The organism is Streptomyces sp. NPDC051018, assembly GCF_044456085.1.
In the GTDB taxonomy this organism is placed as follows: Bacteria; Actinomycetota; Actinomycetes; order Streptomycetales; family Streptomycetaceae; genus Streptomyces.
In genome coordinates this window covers 1-22559 of the sequence record NZ_JBITFN010000009.1, presented here as the reverse complement: position 1 = coordinate 22559, position 22559 = coordinate 1, and the positions used below count along the sequence as shown (strand labels likewise).

Genomic DNA, 22559 nt, shown 5'->3' with positions numbered 1-22559 from the left:
GCAGAGGGGGCAGCGGACTCGGCGCATCGGCATACGGCTCCTTGTCAGGTGTGGGTGAACCCGGAGAAGGCCCAGGTCACGATGCTGTCGACGGTGAAGATCACCGGTGTCTGGCCGAGGTAGATCCCGAACAGCGCGATGGCGACCGCCTCCCACGCCCTCACGTCACGTGAGCGGACCAGAAGCACGGTGATGATCCCGAAGATCAGAGCGAAGGGAATTGCGGCTTGTTCGCTCATGCTTGCTCGCCTTTCTGGTACTGGAGCAGGGCCCGTGTGAGGGTGGGGATGTCGGGGGTGACAGCGGCGTATCTGGCCGCCGTGTCGGTCGCTTCCTCCGGGGTGAGGCGGTGGGAGCGGGCGCGTTCCCAGCCGCCTTCAGCGCCGGTGCAGACGGCAACGCCCTGTTCTTCCGGGGTGATCGTCTGGGCGACCGCCACGGCGTCCTTGTCGAGGTCGCCCAGGGTCATTTCCGCTGTGCCGGGATCGTTGACCCGATGGCATATCCGGCCCCCGAGTTGCGCGCGCAAGGCGGTGACACCGGGCCCGAGATCGGACCCCACTCGCTGTCCGGCCACCACCAGATGCATTCCCAGCGCGGCCCCGAGCTGTGCCAGCCGCAGGAGCATGGTGGAGCACTGTTCCGCCTCGGCCCGGCCGTCGCGGGTGCCGTCCGAGAGGTACAGCTCCGCCAGTTCGTCCACGATGACCACGACGGGTATCGGCCGTAGTTTCACGGGCAGTTCCCAGACCGAGCGCGCGGTGTGCGAGCGGCACAGGCGCATGCGTTGTTGCATCTCGATCAGGAGGGCGCCCAGGACAGCCACGGCTTCTCGCCGTGAAGTGGCCAGTGCGCTCAGCCGGGGGGTGAACAGCCCGAGCTCCATGCCGCCCTTGCAGTCGATCCCGACCAGCGCGACCCGCTGTGGTGCGAGCCGGGTGATCATCCGGGCCAGCAGGGTCGACTTGCCCGACCGCGTGGCACCGGTGATGAGCCAGTGCGGCACCTCCATCAGGTCCACCACCCACGCCCGGCCCGACTCCCGTATGCCCACCAGGGCGGACAGCAGGGCATCGGGAGCCACGGCGAGTCCAGGGCGCGCCAGCGGATCGGACCCCAGAGCGGTCAGCAGCACCAGGCCCCGTTCCGGCGAGGTGACCCGGACCGCGTGAACCCGCCACGCGTGGACGAAAGCGTCTGCCGCCGCCCGGTAGACGGCCGGGGTCTGTCCGGGGAACAGACGAACGGAGACCGTCAGGCCCAGGCGCGTGACGCGGGGGATTGAGATCCGGGGCGTGATCGGCCGGAGCGCTTCACCTTTGATCATGACGTCGCCGATCAGGGCGCGCGGAGGGCGCTTGGTGACCGTCAGTCCGTTGAGTGCCGCGATCTTGCGCCAGGTGAACCAGACCCGGAGCGCGGCCACGGGGTATCCGGCGATGTACCAGTGCCCGACCGGGCAGCGGCGGTGTAACAGCTCGCCTCCCCCCAGGGCCCACGCCAGCCCCACGGCTCCGATCACCAGCAGTGCCGTACTCATGCCGCACCCCCGGCCTTGCCGGAAGTCACCGACACGGGCGTGATCGCGTCCGCACGGAAGCTGATGCCGTGCCGGTCACCCATCGACCAGGCGAACGCCACCAGCCCCGTGACCCGTACCTCCGCGCCCTCCGAGATCCCCTTCGGCTCGCCTGACACCGCGATCTCGATCACCGAGATACGGCGACCGTCCTGACGGACCGTCACTGCGACGGTGTGCACCGGGTTGCCGTCCCGGTCCTTCTTGATCTCCTTCGTCTCCGTGTTGCTGTACTTCACTTCCGGTGCGATGGCGCACCGCAGTACGCCCAGTCGCGTCGTGTCCACAGGGATGGACTGCATCAGTGGTTGGTCTCCCTTGATCTCGAACGCCAGAGCATGACGTCACTTGTGCTTACGAGTGACGACTATGCATGTCTTGACTCCGGGAGGCAACAACTTATGCTGACGAGTGACGTAAGCAACGGGGAGTGCGGCACCCCATGAACCGGCACCGACGAAGGAAGGCCCACGGACATGGCAGGCATCGAGCGCCCCGGACCCCTCTACCAGCAGGTGGCCGACGCGATCCGGCGCGGCATCGCGAGCGGGGACTACCCGCCCGGCTCCCCGCTGCCCTCAGAAGCCCAGCTCATCGAACGCTACGAAGTGAGCCGCCCCACCGTGCGCAACGCGATCTCCGCGCTGAGGTCCGAAGGGCTCATCGAAGTACGGCACGGCAAAGGCAGCTTCGTGAAGAGCGTGGCGACCCCACTGCTGACCGTTGAGCGGACCATCACCCGCACAGGAACCGCATATGCAGTCGGAAGCATCCCATGGGAGCAGGCCCACGAACCGACCGGCTACCGGACTCAGACCACGTCCGAAACCGGGCCGCTCCTCGCACTGGACGAGGGGGAAGCACTCTTCGGCACGGACCGCACACTGATCGATCCGAGGACAGGGGCCCGCGCCCTGCACCGCACGCTCATCCCGTTCTCGACCGCCGACCGTGTACCAGCACTCGCGGAGAACCCCGGCGCGCCGATCGAAGAGGTGTACGGCGCTATGGCGGAAGCCGGACACAAGCTCACCTGGTCGGAGACCGTACGGGCCCGGATGCCGCAGGCCGACGAACGCACCGCCCTGGAACTCCCGGACGCGACACCCGTCATCCACACCCTCCGTGTCACGCAAGGGGCAAGGAGCGAACCGCTGATCCTCGAAGAACTCCGCGCCAGCGGGAGCCAGGCCCAGCTCACCTACCGCATCACCGCCGACACCGCGCGCCAGCGCCCCACCGCCCGGAGCTGAGGCGCAAGATCGGTCGAAACTTTCTTCACTTCCTCAAGGGCGCGCCCAGGCGCGCCGGGCATGCCCGGCCGCCCCGGCCGGGCATGCGGCGTAACCGCCGGTCCCGCCCGGTCGGCCGATGCCCCGCCCGATCCAGCCCACGGCTGGCGAAGCCCCGATTGTTTGACCCTGGCCGGGGCCCAGGGGCTGAGGGTCGACGGCCTCCGAGACTTTAGGCAGCTCCCAAGGGGCGAGCCTCGAAGAGCAGGGGGCCAATCGGGCACAACAGCGGGCAGACCAGGTGCCTGCCCGATTCGCCGGGCCAGCGTAAGGCCCCCTGCTCTCTCGCCCCATGGCAGCTACCGCCCAAAGTCCCTGCGGCCGGCGACGTGCCCACGTACCGCGCTCACCAGCACGAATGCCATTCACAGGACACGGCCGCCGTCCGAGGCCGACTTCAGGAGTCCGGCCAGCCGGTCCATCGCACCCGGTCGGCCCGCCAGCCGTACGACTCCACACCCGTCGGCACCGGACGCTGCGACCGCCCGCAGTTCGGAGAGTTCGAACCCGGCCGACCGGAGCGCAGCGTTCAGCCGCTCAGTGACAGCCCGTGCCTCGCGCCAGCCGGTGATGTAGTCGACACCGGGAACCCACAGAGCACAGTCGATCTCTGAGTCGAGACCGTCACCCGACCAGTTCCCACCCGTGCCAGTCACGTCGTCCACTTCTGCTCCGCCTCCGTTAACGGTTCATCAACTCCCGCTGGCGCAAGGCGTAAAAGCAGCGCAGCGGCCCCGGTACCATCAGGCACCGGGGACCGCTGCGTCCCCTTGCCGGGCCACCCTTCGCTTTCCAGGGCTGATGGGGTGGCCCGGTCTCGGTATGAAGGTGTTGTGCGGGGCGCGGCCCCTCTGCCGGGGGTTTGATCGCAGAGGAGCCGCACCCTTCGGCCGGGATGGTCGGACCGGCCGGTCACCGGGCAGATTGCCTTCCTCCCGATCGCGGGGGAGGAGCTAGGCAGGCAACCGCCCGGAGCTCTTACGCCGACGCGCCGTCGAGGTCGAAGCGACAGAACACGGTCTTGCCTCCGTCTTCCTCCGGCGACCACCACAACTCGTCGGCAAGGGCTCGTACGATCCGCAGACCTCGGCCCCCATCCGGGAGCATTGCCTCAGGGAAGCCGTCAACCAGCTCCGGCGAGAACACATCCCCGGTCGCGAGGGTGGGTGGGCTGGAGTCCTCATCGGTCACACCGACGAAGAGCCACCGCGGCCACATCCGCAACGAGACATCCAGTCGCCGCGCGGCACCGGGCCGGGCAAGCCAGTTGTCCGGTACGGCGTGATGGACGACGTTTCCGACCAGCTCCGAGACGACAAGCCGCACATCGTCGACCAGATGCGAGAGGTTCCAGTCCAGGAGAGTGGCCCGAGCCATGTCCCGCGCCGCCTTCACGGAGTCGGAGGACTCGACGAACAGCGTCATCGCACGGAAGTGGTCAACATCCCTCGGCACCATCGCGTCGTTCCGGGCGATCGCTGCCGGAGCGCTCGCTGACCGTCTGCTCTGCCCCGCGTTCATCGTGTCCCCTCCCGGAGGAACAGGCCCTGTCCCGTCCCTTTCCGTGGCGACAAGTGAACGGCGGAGAGAGCGCCTTCGGGAGCGTTCACCAGGGGGTTCACGTGAACACCCCGAGGGGGACGGGGGGTTCACGTATGAACCCCCGACTGTCAGCGGACTGTGCCACGATGAACACAAGCCGTCATTCTCGGGTTGGCAGGGGGAGCATGAGCCGAGAGCCGAACGCGCAACTGATCTCGTTGATGAACGAGGCCGGAGTCACGAACAAGGGCCTCGCCAAACGCATGTGCGATCTCGCTCAGCAGCGCGGGCAGCAGCTCGGGACGACGCACGTCGCCGTACAGCGATGGCGCAACGGATCGGGGATCCAACCGCAGACCGCTGAGATCTTGGCCGATGTCCTCGGCGCCAAGGTCGGCCGCCGCCTGACACCGGCCGATCTCGGATTCGCGGGCTGGACGCGAACGACGGATGAGCCCCTGAGTGTGGGATACCCGGGGTCGTTATCAGAAGCCCTGACCACGCTGGACGATCTCGCCCAGGAGCGGCCGGAGGCGGACAGCGGTTTGATCATCGCGGACGGCGACCTGAGCGCCACCGTCCTGCAATGGATGATTGCCCGCCCCGACGGCATCGAGGCCGACAGGCCAGTACCGCAGCGGGTGGGGATGCGCGATGTCCGAGCCGTCCGCACGGCCGCCGAGATGTTCATGCGACTGGACTTCCTCTACGGCGGAGGCCATGGCCACAAGGCGCTGCGCCACTACTTCCGCCATGAGGTTCTGCCTCTGCTGAGTGCCAGCTACAGCCAGAAGACCGGCAACGCGCTGTTCGGGGCCGCCGCCGAGATCTCACAACTGCTCGCATGGACGGCCTACGACACGGGGAACCACCGTCTCGCCCACCGCTATCTGACGTCCACACTCCGGCTGACGAAGGTCATCGACGACCGGATGTTCGGCTCACGCATCCTGGCCAACCTCAGCCACCAGGCCAACTACCTCGGCAACCACGCCCAGGCCGTCCAGCTCTCCCGCGCCGCCCTCGAAGGAGCACGGGGCCAGGCCACCCCACGCGCCATGGCCCTCTACGCCGCGCACGAGGCCCGCGCTCTCTCCAACTCCGGTGATCCACGCGGTGCAGGCCAGGCCATGAACGAGGCAGAACGCCACTTCGAACGCGCTGACACCGCCGAAGACCCAGCATGGCTCGCCTACTTCGACTCGGCGGAACTGATGGGCGAGCTGTGCCACTGCTTCCGTGACCTCAAGATGCGAGACCAAGCCCTCACCCAGGCTCAGCGCGCCGTCGACACCACAGATCCCCAGTACGCCCGGACACTCGGCTTCTGCCGCATGGTGCTCGCCCAGAGCCATCTCCTGAACGGCGAGCTTGAGGCCGCCGTCACGACGGCGAGTCTCGCAGTCGACGCCGGAGACTCCCTCCAGTCGGCCCGCTTCCAGCGCTACGTCACCGACTTCCAGGTCGAGGTCAGCACGCACGCCACCAACCCAGCCGTTGCGGCGTTCAACGAGCAGGTACGCGACGCACTCGCCCGGCTCGACGACGAGTAGGTCCTACCAGGGGCGCCAGTCCCGTGGGCCGTCGTCGTTGCGCAACCCGGCGATACGGCGCTGGTACTCCTCGGCGGTCTTCTCGTCCTCGGTGACGTTCTGCATCAGCCACGTGGTCATGTGGAACTCCTGGATCCCGCGCAACGTGTCGTAGCCGGGCCAGTCCCGCAGATCGCGCCCGTACTCGCGTACGAAGTCGGCGTACTGCGTATCCGTCTGCCAGCCGAGGCTGTGATGCTCAACAGCTGTGACCATCAGATCCCACTCCGGATGGTCGAAGCTGAAGTTCTCGAAGTCGATCAGGATCACTCGGCCCTGAGTGTCCACCATGAGGTTCTGCACATGTGCGTCTCCGTGCACGGGCCCCTTGGAGGACTGGAACCTCAACTCCGCGTGCTTGTCCCTCAGCTCCCGATCCCGCTTCCGCAGGAACTGCCGGTCGTCCTCGGGGATGCCCACGGCCCGCTCAATGCGGAGATCCGTCCGCCCGAACACGTTGTACGGCGGCAGCTCCAGGCCCACAGGCAGTGTCAGCGCGTGCAGATCCCGCAGCGCCGCACCCAGCTCCCCGTACGTGGCCTTCCGGTCCGCCTCCCGGATCAGATGCCAGAAGGTCACCGGATGCCCCTCGATGGACAGCGGTTGCTCAAGGTCGTCAACGACCCGAGCGGCTGGAAATCCCTCAGCCGCCAGCCAGCGGGAGACCGCCACCTCATTACGCGCGAACGGCAGGTACTCCACCGACCGCGCGATACGCACGATCACCGGCACCGAGGCCAAGCGGAACAAGGCGTTCTCGCCGAAGCGGATCAACTCCGCGTCTCTGTGGTCGAGCCCGGCGGAGCGGCATGCCGCAGCCAGCACCCCTGCCGCCCCCGCCGATGTGAACCCCTCTTCCGAACCCCGAACAGCGCCCACGGTCATGCCGGAACCAGCTCCCTCGTCGCGTGCGATCAACCGGCACACGCCTACGGGTGACCAACCCGACGTCCGCCGGACACGACCACGACGGTACCGAGCGAACCGCCGCTGCTACGAGAGAGCCAGGTGGCGGGAGGTCATTCACCGGTTGGAGGCGGAGTGATGCCGGTGGGGCGGCAGCTCCCCGGTTCGTGCAGAAGGGGCACCTAGCCTGACCCCGTGCAGCCGTGAGCAAGGGCGAATCCAAAAGGACTGTGAACATGACTTGACATGGGTCAAGCCCTCGTTCCTGTGGATGATGTATCGCTGCGGCTGGGGGCTGAAGGAGAACCAGGAGACCGTACTCGCCGTCGAGATCACCCGTGAGGGCTTCGACTGGGCGGTGCGGAACGCCTGCCTCTCGCACTACGCGAGCGATGTGCACCCCGACCGGAAGACCTGGAAGGACGAACTGCGCCGGTCACCGGTGCGGGTGCAGTGGGATCCCGAACGTGATCTGGACCTCCGGCCGCTGCCGTACCGCTCACTTCAGCTGGGACTCTCCGGGGAGGCGTCCCGGCGGTACGCGGACGAGTGGACCGTGTCCATCACGGATGTGACGCCGCTGGCCCACCGGATCCATGCGCTCGTACGGGACGGGGAACGCGAGGCGGCGGCCGCGCTGTTGCCCGGCGAGTGCCCCTATGAGGCGGCCGGGAGCGGATGAGGACCGCGGGAAGAACCAGACATCGAGTCGGCCCCTGGACCCGGCCCTGGTGCCGGCCGTGTCCGGGGGCTTCCTCGCAACGGACGATTCCTCACACCGGACGAAAGGGTTCCGCCCTGGCGGGGGGGGGCTAGAACACCGAGTACAGCAGCTTGTTCGGCGAACCGGTGCGCGGGTCGATGACCTTGCCGTTCGTCGCGTTGTTCACCAGCGCGTTCCGGATCTGGGCCGGGGAGGCGTGGGGGGTGCGCGCGAGATGAAGCGCCGCGACTCCCGCCACATGCGGGCTGGCCATCGAGGTGCCCGAGATCGTACCGGTGGCGGAGTCGGTCGTACGCCAGGCCGAGGTGATGCCCACGCCGGGTGCGAACACATCCAGGCAGGTCCCGTAGTTGGAGAAGGACGCCCTGCGGTCCGTACGGTCCGTCGCGCCGACCGTGATCGCCTCCGGCACGCGGGCCGGGGAGTAGCCGCACGCGTTCTGCGGCTGGCCCAGGATGTTGCCGTTGCCGGCCGCGACCGCGTAGCTGACGCCCGAGCCGATGGAACGCTTCACCGCGCTGTCCAGTGACGCGTTGCTCCCGCCGCCCAGGCTCATGTTCGCCACGGCAGGCTTCCGGGCGTTGGCTGTGACCCAGTCGATGCCCGCGATGACCCCGGCCGTGCTGCCGGCGCCCTGGCAGTCCAGGACCCGTACGGCCACGAGACTGACGTTCTTCGCCACGCCATAGGTCTTGCCGCCGATCGTGCCCGCGACATGGGTGCCGTGACCCTGGCAGTCCTGCCCGTTCTGGCCTCCGCCCACCGTGTCCGCGCCGATGCTCGCACGCCCCGCGAACTCACGGTGGGAGGTACGGATTCCGGTGTCGATGACGTACACGTGCACGGTCGTCAACGGGTTGCTGTACGTATAGGTCCCCGACAGCGGCAGATCGCGCTGGTCGATACGGTCGATGCCCCAGGTGGCGTTCGTCTGGGTGTCGTTGAGCCGGACCCTCTCGTCCTGTTCCACATACGCCACCCGGGGATCCGCGGCCAGCCTCGCCGCCTTCGCCGGGGTCAGCCTCGCGGAGAAGCCATTGAGGGCGCTGCGATAGGTGTGCTTCGCGGTGACGCCGAAGTCGGAGGCGCGCGTCGAGCCGTCCTTCAGGACGACGATCCAGCTGTCGGGTACGGCGGTTGCCGTGGGGGCGAGACGGAGGTCGCCGACCGGTGCGCTCTGCGCGGCGGGGGACACGGCGAACTGGATACCGGCCGCGAGAGCGACCGCGGGTATCAGCGCGCCCCAGCGGCGGGCCATGCTTCTCATCTCGTGCACCTGACCTTTCGTTGACCGGGTTACGGGCAAGTACGGTCGTGCGGGGTGCCAAGGTGATGCCGACGCCTCGAACGCGCGTCGCGCCGAACAGAGTCTCGTGACATGAGACATGACACAAGAGCGCTGGGGGTGGTTCTCCACGAGAAGTGCGCAGGGCGGGGCGGGCGGGCCTCTGGCGGGGCCGCGCACCGCGATCATGGACGACGGGCGGACCCCGGGGCCGTTCGCTCACCCCGATCCTGTACGCGGCGGGCCGCAAGGTATGCGGCCGAGTGCGCGGGTCGTCCCGCGGGCCCTGCCCGTACGCGTGCCCAAGGGCGCGGGGAGCCCGGCGGGCCGGCCCCGGCGTACGCGGGGTCCGGGGACACAGACGTCCCGCCGGGCCCGTCGGGTCGCGCCGGCCTCCAGGGCCCCCGTCGGGGTCGCGCGGCCTCCGGCCCCCCCCCGCGATGAACAAGTCCGACGACCGCGCTCCGGCCCGTACCGCGTCCGGTGTAGTCGGCCGTGCCCACTACTCCTCAGGGATGTCGCCGACTTCCCCCTGGCGTCGGCGGAAGCCCCCCGAAGAGACCGCTTAAGGTTTCAAACATGCAGATCCGACTTCCCCGGCCACGCTCGCGAGGCCGATGGCTCGCGGGCGCCGCCGCGTTCGTTGCCCTCGCCGGTGCGGGCACCTGGACGGCGGTCGCCGACGACACTCCCGCGCCCGTACACCGCGAGGACCGGACGCAGACCATGCCCGGTGCGAAGATCGACACCTCGTACTTCACCGTGGGCGACTCGGACGAACGGCGCCCCGCCGTCCTTCTCGCCCATGGCTTCGGCGGCAGCAAGGACGATGCGCGCGCCCAGGCCGAGAACCTGGCCCGCGACGGCTACGCCGTGCTGACCTGGTCCGCCCGCGGCTTCGGCGAGTCCACCGGGCAGATCGGACTCAACGACCCGGACTTCGAGGTCAAGGACGTCTCCCGGCTGATCGACTGGCTGGCGAAGCGCCCCGAGGTCCGGCTCGACGCCGACGGCGACCCGCGCGTCGGTATCGCGGGAGCCTCCTACGGTGGGGCGATCTCCCTGCTCGCCGCAGGTCACGACGACCGGGTGGACGCGATCGCGCCCGCGATCACCTACTGGAACCTGGCGGACGCGCTGTTCCCGAACGGCGTCTTCAAGAAGCTGTGGGCCGGGATCTTCTTCTCCACCGGCTCGGTGGGCACCCCGGCCACCGGCCCCGCCACGGAAGAACCCACCACCACCCCCGGCGACTCGCCCGGAGGTGCGGCGGGCGCCACCGCACCCGGATCCGGGCCGGCCAAGTCCCCCGTACCGCCCGGCGGCTGCGGACGCTTCCAGCCCGGACTCTGCGCGATGTACGAACGGGTCGCCGTCGCCGGAAAGCCCGACGCCGAGGCGCGGCGCCTCCTCGAATCCCGGAGCCCCTCCGCCGTGGGCGACCGGATCAAGGTGCCCACGCTGATCGTCCAGGGCCAGGCCGACTCCCTCTTCCCGCTCGGGCAGGCCGACGCCATGGCCCAGCGGATCAGCGCCAACGGCGCGCCCGTCGCCGTCGACTGGATCGCCGGCGGTCATGACGGCGGTGACCGTGAGAGCGGCCGCGTCGAGGACCGTGTCACTGCCTGGTTCGACCGCCATCTCCGGCAGGACACCGGTACCGACACCGGACCCGCCTTCCGGGTCAGCCGTACCGGAGGCGTCGACTCCACCGACGGCCAGGCTCTGCTGCGCGGCGCGACGGGCAACCGCTATCCCGGCCTCGACAGCGGTCCCCGGCCCATCGCGCTCTCCGGTCGGCAGCAGAGCTTCGCCAACCCGGCCGGCGCCAGCCCGCCCGCGATCTCCGGCGTCCCCGGCCTCAGCGGCGGACTCGGACAGTTCTCCTCGCTCGGTGTCGGACTCTCCCTCGACTTCCCGGGCCAGTACGCCCGCTTCGACTCCGAACCGCTCCAGGAGTCCCTGCGGATCACCGGCTCACCCACGGTCCGCGTCAACGTCGCCTCCACCACCGGGGAGGCCGTCCTCTTCGGGAAGGTGTACGACGTCGGCCCCGACGGCCGCGAACAGGTCCTGCCCTCCCAGCTCGTCGCCCCCGTCCATGTCGAGAACGCCCAGCGCGGCAAGGACATCACCCTGACCCTGCCGGCCGTCGACCACCAGGTCGACGCGGGCCACCGGCTGCGGCTGGTGCTCTCCGCCACCGACCTGGGGTACGCCTCCCCGGCCTCACCTGCCACCTACACGGTCGCCCTCACCGGGAACGGCACCGATACCGGGAACGGCACCCTCACCGTGCCCACCGCGCCCTCCGTGAAGACCGGGGCCGCCGGGCTGCCCTGGTGGACCTGGGGCCTCCCGGCCGCGGGCGCGCTGGTGGCGGCGGTGCTGTTGTTCACCGCCCGCAGGCGCGCCGTCGCCCCGGCCCCCGATCCCGAACTCGCCGGAGTCCCCCTGGAGATCACCGGCCTCACCAAGCGATACACCAGGTCCTCCGACCGCTATGCGGTACGGGACGTCTCCTTCCGTGTCGAGAAGGGCCAGGTCCTCGGCCTCCTCGGGCCGAATGGCGCGGGCAAGACGACCACCCTGCGGATGCTGATGGGTCTCATCCGGCCCGACGAGGGTGAGATCCGTGTCTTCGGCCATGCCATCCGGCCGGGCGCGCCCGTGCTCTCCCGGGTGGGTGCCTTCGTCGAAGGTGCCGGTTTTCTGCCGCATCTTTCGGGTCGCGAGAATCTGGAGCTGTACTGGCGGGCCACCGGCCGCCCCGCCGAGGACGCCCATATCGCGGAGGCCCTGGAGATCGCGGGCCTCGGCGACGCCCTCGCCCGCGCCGTACGCACCTACTCCCAGGGCATGCGGCAGCGGCTCGCCATCGCCCAGGCCATGCTGGGTATGCCGGATCTGCTGATTCTCGACGAGCCGACGAACGGACTCGACCCGCCACAGATCCGCGAGATGCGGGATGTGATGATCCGGTACGCGGCCGGTGGCCGGACGGTGATCGTCTCCAGCCATCTCCTGTCCGAGGTCGAGCAGTCCTGCACCCATCTCGTCGTCATGGACCGGGGGCGGCTCGTTCAGGCCGGGCCGGTCGCGGAGATCACCGGCGAGAGCGACACACTCCTCGTCACCACCGCCGCCGAGGTGTCCGACCCGGTCGTCGAGAAGATCGGCGCACTGCCCGGAATCGGGTCCGCCGCACGCGTCGACGAAGGGCTCCTCATCCGGCTGGACGGAACCTCTGCCACCGCGCTGATCAGCGAACTCGTACGGATGGACGTCCCCTTGACCGGAGTGGGCCCGCATCGCCGCCTGGAGGACGCCTTCCTCACCCTGATCGGAGGTTCCGCATGAGTACGCTGGTCGACTCGGCACCCGGCTACCGGGCCGGGCGCACCCTGCCGCTGCGTGTCGAGGCGGTACGGCAGCTGAAGCGCAGGCGGACGATGGTGATGGCCGGGGTGCTGTCGGCGCTGCCCCTCGTGCTGATCGTTGCCTTCGCCGTCGGCGGCTCGCCCGACGGCCGGGAGAACGGCCGCATCACCCTCATGGACACGGCCACCGCCTCGGCCGCCAACTTCGCCGCCACCTGTCTGTTCGTCTCGGCGGGCTTTCTGCTGGTGGTCCCGGTCGCGCTGTTCCACGGCGACACCGTGGCGTCCGAGGCGAACTGGTCCTCCCTGCGCTATCTGCTGGCCGCGCCCGTCCCGCGGACCCGGCTGCTGTGGTCCAAGCTCGCGGTGGCACTCGGCTTCAGCGCCGCGGCGATGGTGCTCCTGCCGCTGGTCGCCCTGGCGGCGGGCACGATCGCGTACGGCTGGGGGCCGCTGGAGCTGCCCACGGGCGGCACGCTGCCGACCGCCGAGACGCTGCCGCGTCTGGCGCTGGTGGTGGCCTTCGTCTTTGTCTCCCAACTGGTTACGGCGGGGCTGGCGTTCTGGCTGTCCACCAAGACCGACGCTCCTCTGGGCGCGGTCGGCGGCGCGGTCGGACTGACCATCGTCGGCAATGTGCTGGACGCGGTCACGGCCCTCGGTTCCTGGCGTGATGTCCTGCCCGCACACTGGCAGTTCGCCTGGATCGACGCACTCCAGCCCCAGCTGGAGTGGAGCGGCATGGTGAAGGGTGCGGCCGTCTCGGTGGCGTACGCGCTGGTGCTGTTCGCCCTGGCCTTCCGCAACTTTGCCCGCAAGGACATCGTGTCCTAGTCCGTCTCACCGCCATGGTCCCGTCCGTCGTCCTACGGGCGGGGCCCGCGGCGTCCGGTGCCCGCGGCCGCAAAGCGAGTTCCGCTCTCGTACGGCCGCGGGTGAGTCGGGTGCCGTGTGCGCCGGACACGGCCGTCGGGCCGACGGCGTCCGGGCGGGGCGGTGGTGACATGTGCGTGCCGGCTGGAGAGAGCCGCTTAGCCTGCTCATCATGTCTGTACTTCAACCCGCCTCGTCTTCGGCCTCGCCCCGCCCACAGCCCAACCGGCACCTGCTCGCGGAAGATCTGGACGCGATGCTGACCAGGGCGGTGCTGGAGGCGTCCGACGAGTGGGACGACGCCCTGGACCAGCCCGCCAGGGACCGTCTCGTCGACAGCATCCGGGCGCTGGTGCGTCCTGCTTGGTTGCTCACGCCGGTCCGTGACGGCGGCCCGGCGGAATCCGGCGACATCGGTGGCTCCCGCGTGGGTGGGGTGCCGGATCTGCCCCGAGGATGGCAGTGGCCCACCACTCGGATCGTGCCGCGCTGGGAGGACGAGGGAAACGCCACCGAGGCCGCACTCGCCTTCACCGCACAGATCAACCTTGCCCGGGTACCCGGCGTCGCCGACGCCGGATGGCTGCCGTCGAGCGGCTGGCTGTGGTTCTTCCGCGATGAGAAGGAGGCAGCCCCTTCCCGACCCGGCCATGTCGTGCTTCATGCCGACGTCCCCCTGCACGAGCTGCGGACCATCCGTCCGCCGGACGATCTGGACTACCTCGGCGGCCTCGGCCTCGGCCCCGAGCTTGACCGGCCGGTACGGGTGAGCCCGCATCGGGGGCTGTTTCTGACGGCGAACTACAAGGCCGGCTGGCAGAGCCGGGGCTATGACGCGCTCGCCGAGGCCCTGGACGAGCAGCTTGACGAGATGGACGCCGGTTTCGAGGTGTTCGCAGACGTCCAGCGGCTGCTGAACGCGGCAGCGGTGGGGGACAGGCCATGGACGGCCATGCTCCTGGGGCGCCCGGCCTCCTGCCCGCCGGCCGGGGGGACATGCCCGTGTGGCCGCTCCGCGCCTTCCGATGTTCCGGGCCACTCCCATGAGAGCGGGCCTTGCGCCGGGCCGCGGGACTCGCTGCTCGCACTCTACGATCGCTGGGGCGACGGACCGTTGGTGTTCACGGCGGACGCCACCGCCCCACCGGCCATGGACGACAACCGGTGGGCTGATACGGGATGCTGGGTTCACTAGTGCTGTGGCCGGAAACGTTCACCGGCCCGCGACGCCCTGCACGGCACTTCGCTGCGTTGTCGGACCGCGCGAGTACGGCGAGTACGAGCTGCGGACCTCCGCCTTGCGCTGCACCGCACCGGACGCCGCGGGCCCACGGCAAACCTTTCCGGCCACAGCACTAGCGTCCCCCTTGAATCACGTCCTCCGCCCCCGTGCTGAAGAGGCCGGGGGTCTCCTTCGTCTCGGAGGAAGAGCTTCAGACGTGCCGTCACCGCACTAGATCCAGCCCCGACGGGCCGCTTCCGCTCCGGCGCGGAAGCGGCTCGTCGTGCCGAGAGCGGCCAGTAGTTCGCCCACCCGACGGCTGTAGGTCCGGCCGGACATATTGAGACGGGCCGCGGCCGCGTCGTCGGTGAGGCCGGCCAGTATGGCCTGGAGGACGGGCTGGAGATGGGCGGGCATCGCATGGGGCAGCACATGCCTGGTCAGATCGTCGCCGCTGTCCCACCAGGCACGATGGGTGCGTACGAGGGTCTGGACGACGACGGGGTCCCGGATCAGCAGTACGCCGTTGTAGTGCAGATCGAGATCGAGCGGGACGGCGGCGACCGAGCGGTCCGCCACGATTATCTTGAACGGGATCGAGTCCGTGACTCTGGCCTCGCCGGGACAGCGCCAGGGCTCGCGGATATGGGTCAGACCGTGACGCGGGGCGATCCGCCGCACCGTCGTCGTCCGGGCGGCGGCAGTCCGCACACATATTCCGGCGAATCTCAGGAAAGGCTCGGGCACACCCTGGCCGAGCGCGCCCGCCGGGTCGTCGAAGCTCAGAAGCTCATGGCGTGCCGAGCGGACCAGGCCGGCGAGGGCCGCTCTGACACGTGTGACTCCCCGAACGGGCTGCCCCGGCGCCTCCCGCAGCACAGACCGCGATACTTCCCTGCCGAGCACGGAGCCCGGAACCACCGCCACTGACATGGCACATCATCCCCCGGTATTCCCGCTGACACACGGTCCGTCCCCCCGGATCCGCGCGCGACTCCATGTACGCACACGAAAGCGCACCGTGACAAGGTCCTGGTCAGAGACTGGCGAGTCCTTGCCACTCGCTTTGATTCAGGCGCCCGGCTGGACACGCTTGTAGGCACGAGAACCGAGTGAGGCCTTCCAGCGAAGGGGAGTTCACCATGATCCGTCGTATCACCGCCATGGCGGCGTCCGCCGCCGTCGTCGCGCTGCCGCTGATCGCCATGAGCCCGATCGCCCACGCGGCGGAATCCGCCCCACGGCCGGCGCTGCTGTCATGCAGTACCAGCACCGACGGCTGGACGGGCCGGGCGGACTGCTCCAACCACAGCAGCCAGGTGGTCGCCTTCCGTGCCGTCGTCGTCTGCGGCCTGTGGCCCGATGTCAACGGCAAGTGGATCACCCTCAGCCCCGGCCAGTCCGGATGGTCGTCGGGGACCTGCGGAGGAGGGAGCGGGGTGGGAAGTGTGAGCTGGGAAGAAGGCTGACCGGGCGCCGCGCGACCGGGCAGCGGTCTGGCCCGTTGCCGCATTGAGATCCATCCGCAACTCCTCCGACGGCTCCTGTGAACCGCTCCGGACGTCACAGTCACAAGTGCCGACGATTCACGGGGAGCCGGGATGAAGCCCAGCGCAAGGAAACTCGATGGTGACGCATGGACGTCCGGTACCGTGACGTCCCTCTGCGCGCCGGACTCCATCCGCGTACGGGCGCACGGCGGGCGGGTGTCCGGCACCCGGGCAGCCAGGGGAGTCCTCGCCGCACTGATGGCCGGCGCGGTCCTGCTGACCTCCGGTTGCAGCAGTGACGGGGCGGGGAGCGAACGGGAGACCGCGTCCGACACCTCCCTGCCGAGGAACGGCGGCGCGAAAGCACCGCCGACCCCCGCGCTCCCGGGCGGCGGAGCCCCCGCGACCGGCCCGGACGGTCCGGTGGACGGGGCGGAGGAAAAGAAGCGGGACCGGGAATCGGACAGTGCCCGCCCCCCGGCGGACTACCTCTCGACCTTCGCGCTCGACGTGGACACCGCCTCGTACGGCTACGCCCGCCGCACGCTGGAGGACGGAAAGCGGCCGGCCGCCGAGTCCATCCGGCCCGAGGAGTTCATCAACAGCTTCCGGCAGGACTATCCGAGGCCGAAGGGCAACGGCTTCTCGGTGACCGTCGACGGTGCCCACCCCCGGGGTACCGACGGCGAGATCCGAGGAGAGGCCGGAGGGGAGGAAGAGGGCGGCGACGACTGGTCGCTGGTGCGGGTCGGGCTAGCCACCCGTCCCTCCGACCGCACGGGCGAACGGCCGCCCGCCGCCCTCACCTTCGTCATCGACATCTCCGGTTCCATGGGCGAGCCCGGCCGGCTCGACCTGGTGAAGAAGTCGCTCGGCATCCTCACCGGGGAGCTGCGCGGCGATGACTCGGTCGCGCTGGTCACCTTCAGCGACACGGCGAGGACCCGGCTGCCGATGACCCGGCTCGACGGAAACCGGGACCGGGTCAAGGAGGTGATCGAAAGCCTGGAGCCGGCCGAGTCCACCAATGTCGAGGCGGGTGTGCGGACCGGCTATGACACGGCGGTCAAGGGCCGCCGGAGTGGTGCCACCAACCGGGTGGTGCTCCTCTCCGACGCCCTCGCCAACACCGGCGCGACCCGGGCCGACGCCATCCTGGAGCGGATCGAGGACGCGCGGCGGACCTACGGCATCACCCTGTTCGGCGTGGGCGTCGGCAGTGAGTACGGGGACGCGCTCATGGAGCAGCTCGCGGACAAGGGCGATGGGCACACCACCTATGTGTCCACCACCGAGCAGGCCCGCAAGGTCTTCCGGGACACCCTGCCCACGCAGGTGGAGCTGCGGGCACGGGACGCGAAGGCACAGGTGGCCTTCAACCCCGAAACGGTGCGCCAGTTCCGGCTCATCGGCTATGAGAACCGGGCCGTGGCGGACGAGGACTTCCGCAACGACCGGGTGGACGGCGGTGAGGTGGGGCCCGGCCACACCGTGACGGCGTTGTACGCCGTACGCCTGAGGGCGGGTGCGAGCGGTCATCTCGCGACGGCGACCGTCCGCTGGCTCGACCCGGCGACCAGGGATCCGCGCGAGGAGTCGGGCTCGGTCACGACCGGCGCAATCGACGGGGAGCTGTGGGGCGAGGCGTCGGCCCGGCTCCAGGTCACGGCGGTCGCGGCCTACTTCGCCGAGTCGTTGCGCGGTGGGGCGATGCCGGGCGCTCCGGGGCTCGGGGAGTTGGCGGCACGGGCAAGGGAACTGGCAGGCAGGACGGAGGACAAGGAGGTGCGCCGGCTCGCGGATGCGATCGGGCAGGCGGAACGGCTCAAGCACTGAGCCACGGAACACCCGAGCCGGACAGAGAGGGATCCGCGGAGGCGGGAAGCGGATACCGCGGGGGTTCGGGAGCCACCCGACCGGGGCGGGCCCGGGTATACATCGCCGGGATCCTGAGGCGGCGGAGCAGGCACTGCCGCCCGAGACCGTCGGTGGAGGCCGTGGGCCACGGGCCGTGCCGGGGAGACCGGGCGGGGATCCCGGATGACGGCAGTGGTGGGAATCCCGGAGAGGTAAGGGGCCCAAGGGGACTACGGAGGGGAAAGGTGAGCGGATCGGTGTGAGCGAGGGGTGGCCGGCACGGGGTGAGGGGCCATCATGTGTGCCATGGCCACTGTGCTTCTCGCTCTCGCGATCATCTCGACCGGGCTGTACGCGGGCTTCATGCTGACGTTCCGGACCGGGGTCATGCCCGCGCTCGCCCGGCTCTCCGACGAACAGTTCCTGGCGGCCATGCGCCGTATCAATGAAGTGGTGCCACGGCCGCTGTTCCTGCTGACCTTCTTCGGGATCATCGTGTTCCCCGCGGTGTGTCTCGTGGTTCCCGTCGACGATCGTGGTGACACCCAGCTCTGGCTGCTGGTGGCGGGCCTCGTCTGTTCGGTGATCAACCACATCATCACCGTCGCCGGGAACGTTCCGTTGAACAACGCACTGGCCGCAGCGGAGAAGGACGGGGCATCGGGGGACGGGAGCGGCCGGGCCGACAGCGAGGTCAGGGCGGCCTTCGAGCCCCGCTGGAACAGGCTCCATCTCGTCAGGACCCTGTTCACGATCGCGGCGTTCGTGCTGCTGGTCAGTTCCGCGCTGTCGTCACCGTGAACAGGCCCACCGACTCCCGGCGGCTGCTGACCTCGGTGAAGCCGGCATCGGTGGCCCAGCGTTCCGCCTGCTCGACCGGACGGCACTTCATCACCCACAGAGCCCCGTCACGGTTGGGCAGCACATGGGCGATGAACTCCAGTTGGGGGTGGCGGGTCTGGGTGGTGAAGACGAGAACCCCGCCGGGCGCCAGCAGGGTGCGCAGCCGAGCGATGGAGGCGGCGATGACGGAGTCGTCGAGCAGCAGTTCATAGAGCCCGGACACGACGATCACATCGGGGGCGGGGTCACCGGGTCGGGGGTCGAGAGCATCCCCCGGGGAGTAGGTGATGGCGGTCAGTCCGCGTTCCCGGGCCCGGCGTTCGCCCTGGTCGAGTCCGGCGCGGTCCAGGTCGCGGCACTCCACCCGTACGGTTCCGGAGGCGAACTCCTCGACGACGTCCTGGAGATAGCGGCCCGGTCCGGACGCCACATCCAGGACCGCGACCGGTACGGCCGACCCGTTGGCCCGGGGCCCGCTCCGTCCCGTCCGTGCGGCGCTCCCGGCCGGAGCGGTCGCAGTGAGCGGCCCGCGCTGCCCGTGTGACCGGGAGCTCTCGGGCCCATTGGTCCCGGGGCCGACAGGTCCGGGCCCGCTGCTCCGGGAGCCGGCCGGTCCGAGGGGCCCGTGTGTCCCGGGCTCGGCCATCGCACCGGCGGACCCGGTTGAGCCGTCTGTTCCGGCGGCACCGGACCTCCTGCTCGTACCGGCCTCACCGGCCGGACCCGCGCGGTCGGCGATCTCCTGGCGGAGGATCTCCTTGAGGAGTTCGCGCCGGGCGCGGATGGCGCGCCAGCCGACGGCGTTCAGATAGACGCGGTCGATGATCCGCCCGATGCCGAGACGGCCGTGGGCTTTGTTGACATAGACATAGTCGAGCATCGATCCGCTGTCGAAACCGTGACGGTATCCGATGCGGATGCCGTCGCTGAGCCGCCCGACGGTTCCCAGCAGAAGCCGCATCGTGGCCCATTGCATGTTCTTCAGTCGCCCGTTCATGGGTATCAGCCTCTGGGCATGGACCTGAGGACGGTATCCGTGCAGCTACTCGGCATGTGAGTGAGTCCTCATCGAAGTCTGTGAGTATCCGTCCGTGTTCTGCCGTACACAGGAGCATGACTGCTCCTGCCGTCGGCCCCTCCATCGGATGACGGTCCGGCCGGGGGAGCTACCCATGACGAAAGGTTCCTGCAAGGGGCTCGGTCCCGCCGTTTCAACGAGAACGAACCGAAGTGGGGAGCCGGCCGTTGAACGTCAGAGCAGTCGTTGGAGCAAGAAGGACGGTCGAGAGCGTGGCCATGTCCCGGACCCGTACCCAGTCGGTATCCGAACCCCGGACAACAACCGCCCCCCAGGCAGTGACCGAGATCCACGCGGGAGCGGACTGCCGGGCGGAGACCGGCGTCCGAACCCTGGCCGTGGCAGGAGCCGGGACCGACGCCCTCTCACCGGTCGGTGGAGAGCGGCGGGAGTTTCCGTGGCGGTGGGGGCGTCGGCTGCCCGTGCGGCGGATCGTCTGTCTGGTGCCGTTCGCGCTGGTCGTGGTCTGGACGTTCGGCAACTGGTCCCTGGTCACCTCCGGGGTCGGCCGTCTCGGCGCGGCCGACCCCGGCTGGCTGGTCATGGGCGGCGTACTCACCGGGCTGTGCTGGGTGGCGGCCTCCTGCGTACGGCAGGGGACGATCGTGGAACGGTTGCCCGCGGGACGGTTGCTGGCCTCGCAGTTCGCGGCCGGTGCCGCCAACCATCTGCTCCCGGTCGGACTGGGCGCGCATGTGGTCACCCTGCGCTTTCTGCGCGGCTGTGGCGTTCCGCTGGACCGTTCGACGGCGGCGCTCGCCCTCTACACCCTGGTCGAGGCGGTCGCCAGGATCGCGCTGCTGGTGGGGCTGGTGATGGCGTTCCCCGGAGCGCTCCGGCTGCATGAACTCCTGCCGCCGGGCCGGGTGCTGTCGACCGCCGGGTTCGCCCTGGGGTTCGCCGTCGTCGGGGCGCTGGCGGTGGTGGGGGCCGTCCTGGTGACCGTCCGCCGGCTGCGCCGCGTCGTCGCCGGGTTTCTGCGTACGGCGCTGATGGACGCGCGCACCCTGCACGCGATGCCGGCCCGGACGCTGGCGTTGTGGGGAGGGGCGTTCGCGTTTCCTCTGCTCCAGTCCGGGGTGCTCGTGTGTGTCGCGTTCGCGCTGGGGCTCTCCCTGCCCTGGGCGTATGTCGTGATCGCCCATCTGACGGCGCGTATGGCGGCCGGGCTGATCCCCGCGCCGGGCGGTATCGGCTCCGTCGAACCGGCCCTGGCGCTCTCGCTGGTGGCGGCCGGTGCGCCGCTGGTCGTCGCGACGGCCACGGTCATCGGCTTCCGTTTCCTCACCGTGTGGCTGCCCCTGCTGCCCGGAGTGGCGGTGCTCGCGGTGCTGGTCCGCCGCCGGATCCTGTGACGAGTTCCCGAGCCGGGCTTCGTGCCGGGGGCGCCGACCTGTTGAGCCCCGTGCCCCGGGGGCGCCGAGCTTTTGGGCCTCAACCCCCTGAGCCCCGACGTCTGAGTGCCCGAGCCCCCCGAGCCCATGGCCCCGAGCCCAATGACCCGAGCCCTCGGCCTTCGGAACCGGGGTGCGCCTCCGGGGGCCGGGCACGCTCGGCGGAGTGGGATTCCCGTACGGCCCCGGGGAACCTCGGCGCCTCCGGGATCTCCGACGCCTCCCGGGCTAGGGCATCCGCCGGGCCTCGTCGCTCCCCGCCGGGTCGCGGCGGCGCGCGATGGTGATGATCTCAGGGCTGGTGCTGGTCACCGGGGTGCGGTCCCAGTTCCCGTACTGGCGGTCGGCCGTCAGCCCGGCCCCGGAGAGGAAGGACGACAGGGTGTCCACGCCGAGGAACCTCAGGCTGCTGCGGCTGTGTTCGGGCCGCTGCCAGGCCGGGCTGGAGTACGTAGAGGTGAACGAGACGATGTCCCCGGTCACCGGGGTCTCCACCTCGATGACCGTATGGACCGGGTCACCGGAAGGGGTGATGACCGCGTGGTCGTCCGCCTCGGTGGTGTTCCAGGACTCCCACTCCCGCGCGGGAGGATTACGCGTCTCGAAGGCGAACCGGCCCTCGTCGGTCAGCGCGGAGGCGATCGCGGCCAGCGCGTCCCGCAGTTCCTTGTCCTCCAGGAACACCTGGAAGGCATGGCCCGACATCACGACCAGCTCGAACTCGCCCTGTGGACGGAACGACCGCAGATCACCCAGTACCCACTCGATGTCCGGCGCGGCGGATGTACCCCCGGGGCTCTCAGCGGGAACAGCGGGACGGGCGCGGGCCTGTTCCAGCATCCCGGGCGCCGGGTCGAGGCCGACGAGCCGTCCCGTGTGACCGGCGAGGCGGGCGGAGTGCAGCAGGCTTCCCGTACCGCAGCCGACGTCGAGCACGGATCGCGCGGACATGATCAGAGGGAGATAGAAGGAGAAGTCGGCCCGTCCCTCCGAGGGATGGAGCACGTCGTAGAGGGCGGCGAGTGCGGGTTCCGAGAAAGCTCGATCGGCCATCGGATGAGCCCGCCACGGGCCCCTGACCTCACTCAACACGATTTCTGCCCCGGTCGTCCCTCCCGGGCCGCAGCACCCCACGACGACACCGGAACCCGGCTCCCGGGCCGCCGCCCCCCTTCCGGGCCGCACCTCCGCCCGGCCACCCGCCTCCCCGGCCAGCGGCCCCGGGCCGAGGCACCTCCCGGTCCCAGCACCCCCGGCCCGCGGCCCCAGGCCGGAGCACCCCGGCCGTCCGCACCCTGGTTCCCGGCCTCAGCACCCTCCCGCCCCCCATTACCTTTTTGGTGGCCCCGCAATGGGGCGCCCGGCCTCCGGAGTTGGCATGACTTTCTCCCCCTGTCGAACGCATGGCCTGGGGGGTGGTGTCAGTGCGCCGTGAAGCGTTGTGAACTCGTGCGGAGGTGAGAGACCGTCGCCGCCGTCCTGTCGCAGCAGGGCGGTGAAGC

The 22559-nt window shown here is 69.9% G+C and carries 20 protein-coding genes; 10 read left to right on the top strand and 10 right to left on the bottom strand.

Features of this window, described 5'->3' with window-relative positions; translation table 11 throughout:
* Nucleotides 1-44 precede the first annotated feature (44 nt).
* From ACIBCM_RS17175 to ACIBCM_RS17165, 3 genes are read right to left on the bottom strand one after another with little or no spacing between them, the layout of a single operon-like run.
* Nucleotides 45-239, bottom strand: coding sequence for a hypothetical protein (locus ACIBCM_RS17175; RefSeq protein WP_399243942.1), 195 nt, complete (start codon nucleotides 237-239; stop codon nucleotides 45-47).
* Nucleotides 236-1540 (bottom strand): FtsK/SpoIIIE domain-containing protein, encoded by a 1305-nt coding sequence (locus ACIBCM_RS17170; protein WP_399243940.1) that lies wholly within the window; start codon nucleotides 1538-1540, stop codon nucleotides 236-238. Before ACIBCM_RS17170 ends, ACIBCM_RS17175 begins: the two co-directional genes overlap by 4 nt.
* Nucleotides 1537-1881, bottom strand: a complete 345-nt coding sequence (locus ACIBCM_RS17165) for a hypothetical protein (RefSeq protein ID WP_399243938.1) — start codon at nucleotides 1879-1881, stop codon at nucleotides 1537-1539. Before ACIBCM_RS17165 ends, ACIBCM_RS17170 begins: the two co-directional genes overlap by 4 nt.
* A gap of 174 nt (nucleotides 1882-2055) precedes the next feature.
* Here ACIBCM_RS17165 and ACIBCM_RS17160 point away from each other — a divergent pair, with 174 nt between their 5' ends.
* Nucleotides 2056-2832: a GntR family transcriptional regulator gene (locus tag ACIBCM_RS17160; protein ID WP_399243937.1), complete on the top strand. Its 777-nt coding sequence runs from the start codon at nucleotides 2056-2058 to the stop codon at nucleotides 2830-2832.
* A gap of 404 nt (nucleotides 2833-3236) precedes the next feature.
* Here the strand turns inward: ACIBCM_RS17160 and ACIBCM_RS17155 are convergent, their stop codons facing one another.
* Together ACIBCM_RS17155 and ACIBCM_RS17150 are read right to left on the bottom strand one after the other, a co-directional pair.
* Nucleotides 3237-3536, bottom strand: coding sequence for a hypothetical protein (locus tag ACIBCM_RS17155; protein ID WP_399243935.1), 300 nt, complete (start codon nucleotides 3534-3536; stop codon nucleotides 3237-3239).
* A gap of 313 nt (nucleotides 3537-3849) precedes the next feature.
* The gene (locus ACIBCM_RS17150) at nucleotides 3850-4392 is read right to left on the bottom strand and encodes an ATP-binding protein (RefSeq protein WP_399243933.1); all 543 of its coding nucleotides are present in this window, start codon (nucleotides 4390-4392) and stop codon (nucleotides 3850-3852) included.
* Nucleotides 4393-4598: 206 nt separating this feature from the next.
* Here ACIBCM_RS17150 and ACIBCM_RS17145 point away from each other — a divergent pair, with 206 nt between their 5' ends.
* Nucleotides 4599-5966, top strand: coding sequence for a sporulation protein (locus tag ACIBCM_RS17145; RefSeq protein WP_399243931.1), 1368 nt, complete (start codon nucleotides 4599-4601; stop codon nucleotides 5964-5966).
* Between the two features lie 3 nt (nucleotides 5967-5969).
* On the opposite strand, the gene ACIBCM_RS17140 is transcribed toward ACIBCM_RS17145, so the two are convergent.
* Nucleotides 5970-6890, bottom strand: coding sequence for an aminoglycoside phosphotransferase family protein (locus ACIBCM_RS17140; protein ID WP_399243929.1), 921 nt, complete (start codon nucleotides 6888-6890; stop codon nucleotides 5970-5972).
* A gap of 208 nt (nucleotides 6891-7098) precedes the next feature.
* Here ACIBCM_RS17140 and ACIBCM_RS17135 point away from each other — a divergent pair, with 208 nt between their 5' ends.
* On the top strand, nucleotides 7099-7593 hold the full coding sequence (locus ACIBCM_RS17135; protein WP_399244389.1) for a DUF4291 domain-containing protein: 495 nt from the start codon (nucleotides 7099-7101) through the stop codon (nucleotides 7591-7593).
* 130 nt (nucleotides 7594-7723) lie between these two features.
* Here ACIBCM_RS17135 and ACIBCM_RS17130 read toward each other — a convergent pair whose 3' ends face one another.
* Nucleotides 7724-8902, bottom strand: coding sequence for a S8 family peptidase (locus ACIBCM_RS17130; protein ID WP_399243927.1), 1179 nt, complete (start codon nucleotides 8900-8902; stop codon nucleotides 7724-7726).
* A 597-nt stretch (nucleotides 8903-9499) separates the two neighbouring features.
* Here ACIBCM_RS17130 and ACIBCM_RS17125 point away from each other — a divergent pair.
* From ACIBCM_RS17125 to ACIBCM_RS17115, 3 genes are all read left to right on the top strand, one after another.
* Nucleotides 9500-12280, top strand: coding sequence for an alpha/beta fold hydrolase (locus ACIBCM_RS17125; RefSeq protein WP_399243924.1), 2781 nt, complete (start codon nucleotides 9500-9502; stop codon nucleotides 12278-12280).
* Complete coding sequence (locus ACIBCM_RS17120) at nucleotides 12277-13134, top strand: ABC transporter permease (RefSeq protein WP_399243922.1); 858 nt, start codon at nucleotides 12277-12279, stop codon at nucleotides 13132-13134. The genes ACIBCM_RS17125 and ACIBCM_RS17120 overlap by 4 nt, the downstream gene beginning before the upstream one ends.
* 211 nt (nucleotides 13135-13345) lie before the next feature.
* The gene (locus ACIBCM_RS17115) at nucleotides 13346-14368 is read left to right on the top strand and encodes a DUF1963 domain-containing protein (RefSeq protein ID WP_399243920.1); all 1023 of its coding nucleotides are present in this window, start codon (nucleotides 13346-13348) and stop codon (nucleotides 14366-14368) included.
* Nucleotides 14369-14626: 258 nt separating this feature from the next.
* Here ACIBCM_RS17115 and ACIBCM_RS17110 read toward each other — a convergent pair whose 3' ends face one another.
* Nucleotides 14627-15328 carry a DNA-binding response regulator gene (locus tag ACIBCM_RS17110; protein WP_399243918.1) on the bottom strand — a complete coding sequence of 234 codons (702 nt, stop codon included), beginning with the start codon at nucleotides 15326-15328 and terminating at the stop codon, nucleotides 14627-14629.
* 209 nt (nucleotides 15329-15537) lie between these two features.
* Between ACIBCM_RS17110 and ACIBCM_RS17105 the strand changes: the two genes are divergently transcribed.
* From ACIBCM_RS17105 to ACIBCM_RS17095, 3 genes are all read left to right on the top strand, one after another.
* On the top strand, nucleotides 15538-15864 hold the full coding sequence (locus ACIBCM_RS17105; RefSeq protein ID WP_399243916.1) for a hypothetical protein: 327 nt from the start codon (nucleotides 15538-15540) through the stop codon (nucleotides 15862-15864).
* Between the two features lie 279 nt (nucleotides 15865-16143).
* Nucleotides 16144-17721 (top strand): von Willebrand factor type A domain-containing protein, encoded by a 1578-nt coding sequence (locus ACIBCM_RS17100; protein WP_399244387.1) that lies wholly within the window; start codon nucleotides 16144-16146, stop codon nucleotides 17719-17721.
* 327 nt (nucleotides 17722-18048) lie between these two features.
* The gene (locus ACIBCM_RS17095; protein WP_399243914.1) at nucleotides 18049-18543 is read left to right on the top strand and encodes a DUF1772 domain-containing protein; all 495 of its coding nucleotides are present in this window, start codon (nucleotides 18049-18051) and stop codon (nucleotides 18541-18543) included.
* Here the strand turns inward: ACIBCM_RS17095 and ACIBCM_RS17090 are convergent.
* Entirely contained in the window at nucleotides 18518-19582 is a 1065-nt protein-coding gene (locus ACIBCM_RS17090; protein WP_399243912.1) for a class I SAM-dependent methyltransferase family protein, read from the bottom strand. The two genes, ACIBCM_RS17095 and ACIBCM_RS17090, sit on opposite strands and share 26 nt — an antisense overlap.
* 299 nt (nucleotides 19583-19881) lie before the next feature.
* Here ACIBCM_RS17090 and ACIBCM_RS17085 point away from each other — a divergent pair, with 299 nt between their 5' ends.
* Nucleotides 19882-21018, top strand: a complete 1137-nt coding sequence (locus ACIBCM_RS17085) for a YbhN family protein (protein ID WP_399244385.1) — start codon at nucleotides 19882-19884, stop codon at nucleotides 21016-21018.
* 267 nt (nucleotides 21019-21285) lie between these two features.
* On the opposite strand, the gene ACIBCM_RS17080 is transcribed toward ACIBCM_RS17085, so the two are convergent.
* Nucleotides 21286-22110, bottom strand: coding sequence for a class I SAM-dependent methyltransferase (locus tag ACIBCM_RS17080; RefSeq protein ID WP_399243910.1), 825 nt, complete (start codon nucleotides 22108-22110; stop codon nucleotides 21286-21288).
* Nucleotides 22111-22559 lie beyond the last annotated feature (449 nt).

Excerpts from the sequence above, each read along its gene's own strand:
- ACIBCM_RS17170 (WP_399243940.1), bottom strand. The coding sequence starts at position 1,540 with ATGAGTACGGCACTGCTGGTGATCGGAGCCGTGGGGCTGGCGTGGGCC.
- ACIBCM_RS17145 (WP_399243931.1), top strand. The coding sequence starts at position 4,599 with ATGAGCCGAGAGCCGAACGCGCAACTGATCTCGTTGATGAACGAGGCC.
- ACIBCM_RS17080 (WP_399243910.1), bottom strand. The coding sequence starts at position 22,110 with ATGGCCGATCGAGCTTTCTCGGAACCCGCACTCGCCGCCCTCTACGAC.
- ACIBCM_RS17140 (WP_399243929.1), bottom strand. The coding sequence starts at position 6,890 with ATGACCGTGGGCGCTGTTCGGGGTTCGGAAGAGGGGTTCACATCGGCG.
- ACIBCM_RS17095 (WP_399243914.1), top strand. The coding sequence starts at position 18,049 with ATGGCCACTGTGCTTCTCGCTCTCGCGATCATCTCGACCGGGCTGTAC.
- ACIBCM_RS17150 (WP_399243933.1), bottom strand. The coding sequence starts at position 4,392 with ATGAACGCGGGGCAGAGCAGACGGTCAGCGAGCGCTCCGGCAGCGATC.
- ACIBCM_RS17105 (WP_399243916.1), top strand. The coding sequence starts at position 15,538 with ATGATCCGTCGTATCACCGCCATGGCGGCGTCCGCCGCCGTCGTCGCG.
- ACIBCM_RS17090 (WP_399243912.1), bottom strand. The coding sequence starts at position 19,582 with ATGAACGGGCGACTGAAGAACATGCAATGGGCCACGATGCGGCTTCTG.
- ACIBCM_RS17165 (WP_399243938.1), bottom strand. The coding sequence starts at position 1,881 with ATGCAGTCCATCCCTGTGGACACGACGCGACTGGGCGTACTGCGGTGC.
- ACIBCM_RS17175 (WP_399243942.1), bottom strand. The coding sequence starts at position 239 with ATGAGCGAACAAGCCGCAATTCCCTTCGCTCTGATCTTCGGGATCATC.
- ACIBCM_RS17085 (WP_399244385.1), top strand. The coding sequence starts at position 19,882 with ATGTCCCGGACCCGTACCCAGTCGGTATCCGAACCCCGGACAACAACC.
- ACIBCM_RS17115 (WP_399243920.1), top strand. The coding sequence starts at position 13,346 with ATGTCTGTACTTCAACCCGCCTCGTCTTCGGCCTCGCCCCGCCCACAG.
- ACIBCM_RS17130 (WP_399243927.1), bottom strand. The coding sequence starts at position 8,902 with ATGAGAAGCATGGCCCGCCGCTGGGGCGCGCTGATACCCGCGGTCGCT.
- ACIBCM_RS17160 (WP_399243937.1), top strand. The coding sequence starts at position 2,056 with ATGGCAGGCATCGAGCGCCCCGGACCCCTCTACCAGCAGGTGGCCGAC.
- ACIBCM_RS17100 (WP_399244387.1), top strand. The coding sequence starts at position 16,144 with ATGGCCGGCGCGGTCCTGCTGACCTCCGGTTGCAGCAGTGACGGGGCG.
- ACIBCM_RS17125 (WP_399243924.1), top strand. The coding sequence starts at position 9,500 with ATGCAGATCCGACTTCCCCGGCCACGCTCGCGAGGCCGATGGCTCGCG.
- ACIBCM_RS17120 (WP_399243922.1), top strand. The coding sequence starts at position 12,277 with ATGAGTACGCTGGTCGACTCGGCACCCGGCTACCGGGCCGGGCGCACC.
- ACIBCM_RS17110 (WP_399243918.1), bottom strand. The coding sequence starts at position 15,328 with ATGTCAGTGGCGGTGGTTCCGGGCTCCGTGCTCGGCAGGGAAGTATCG.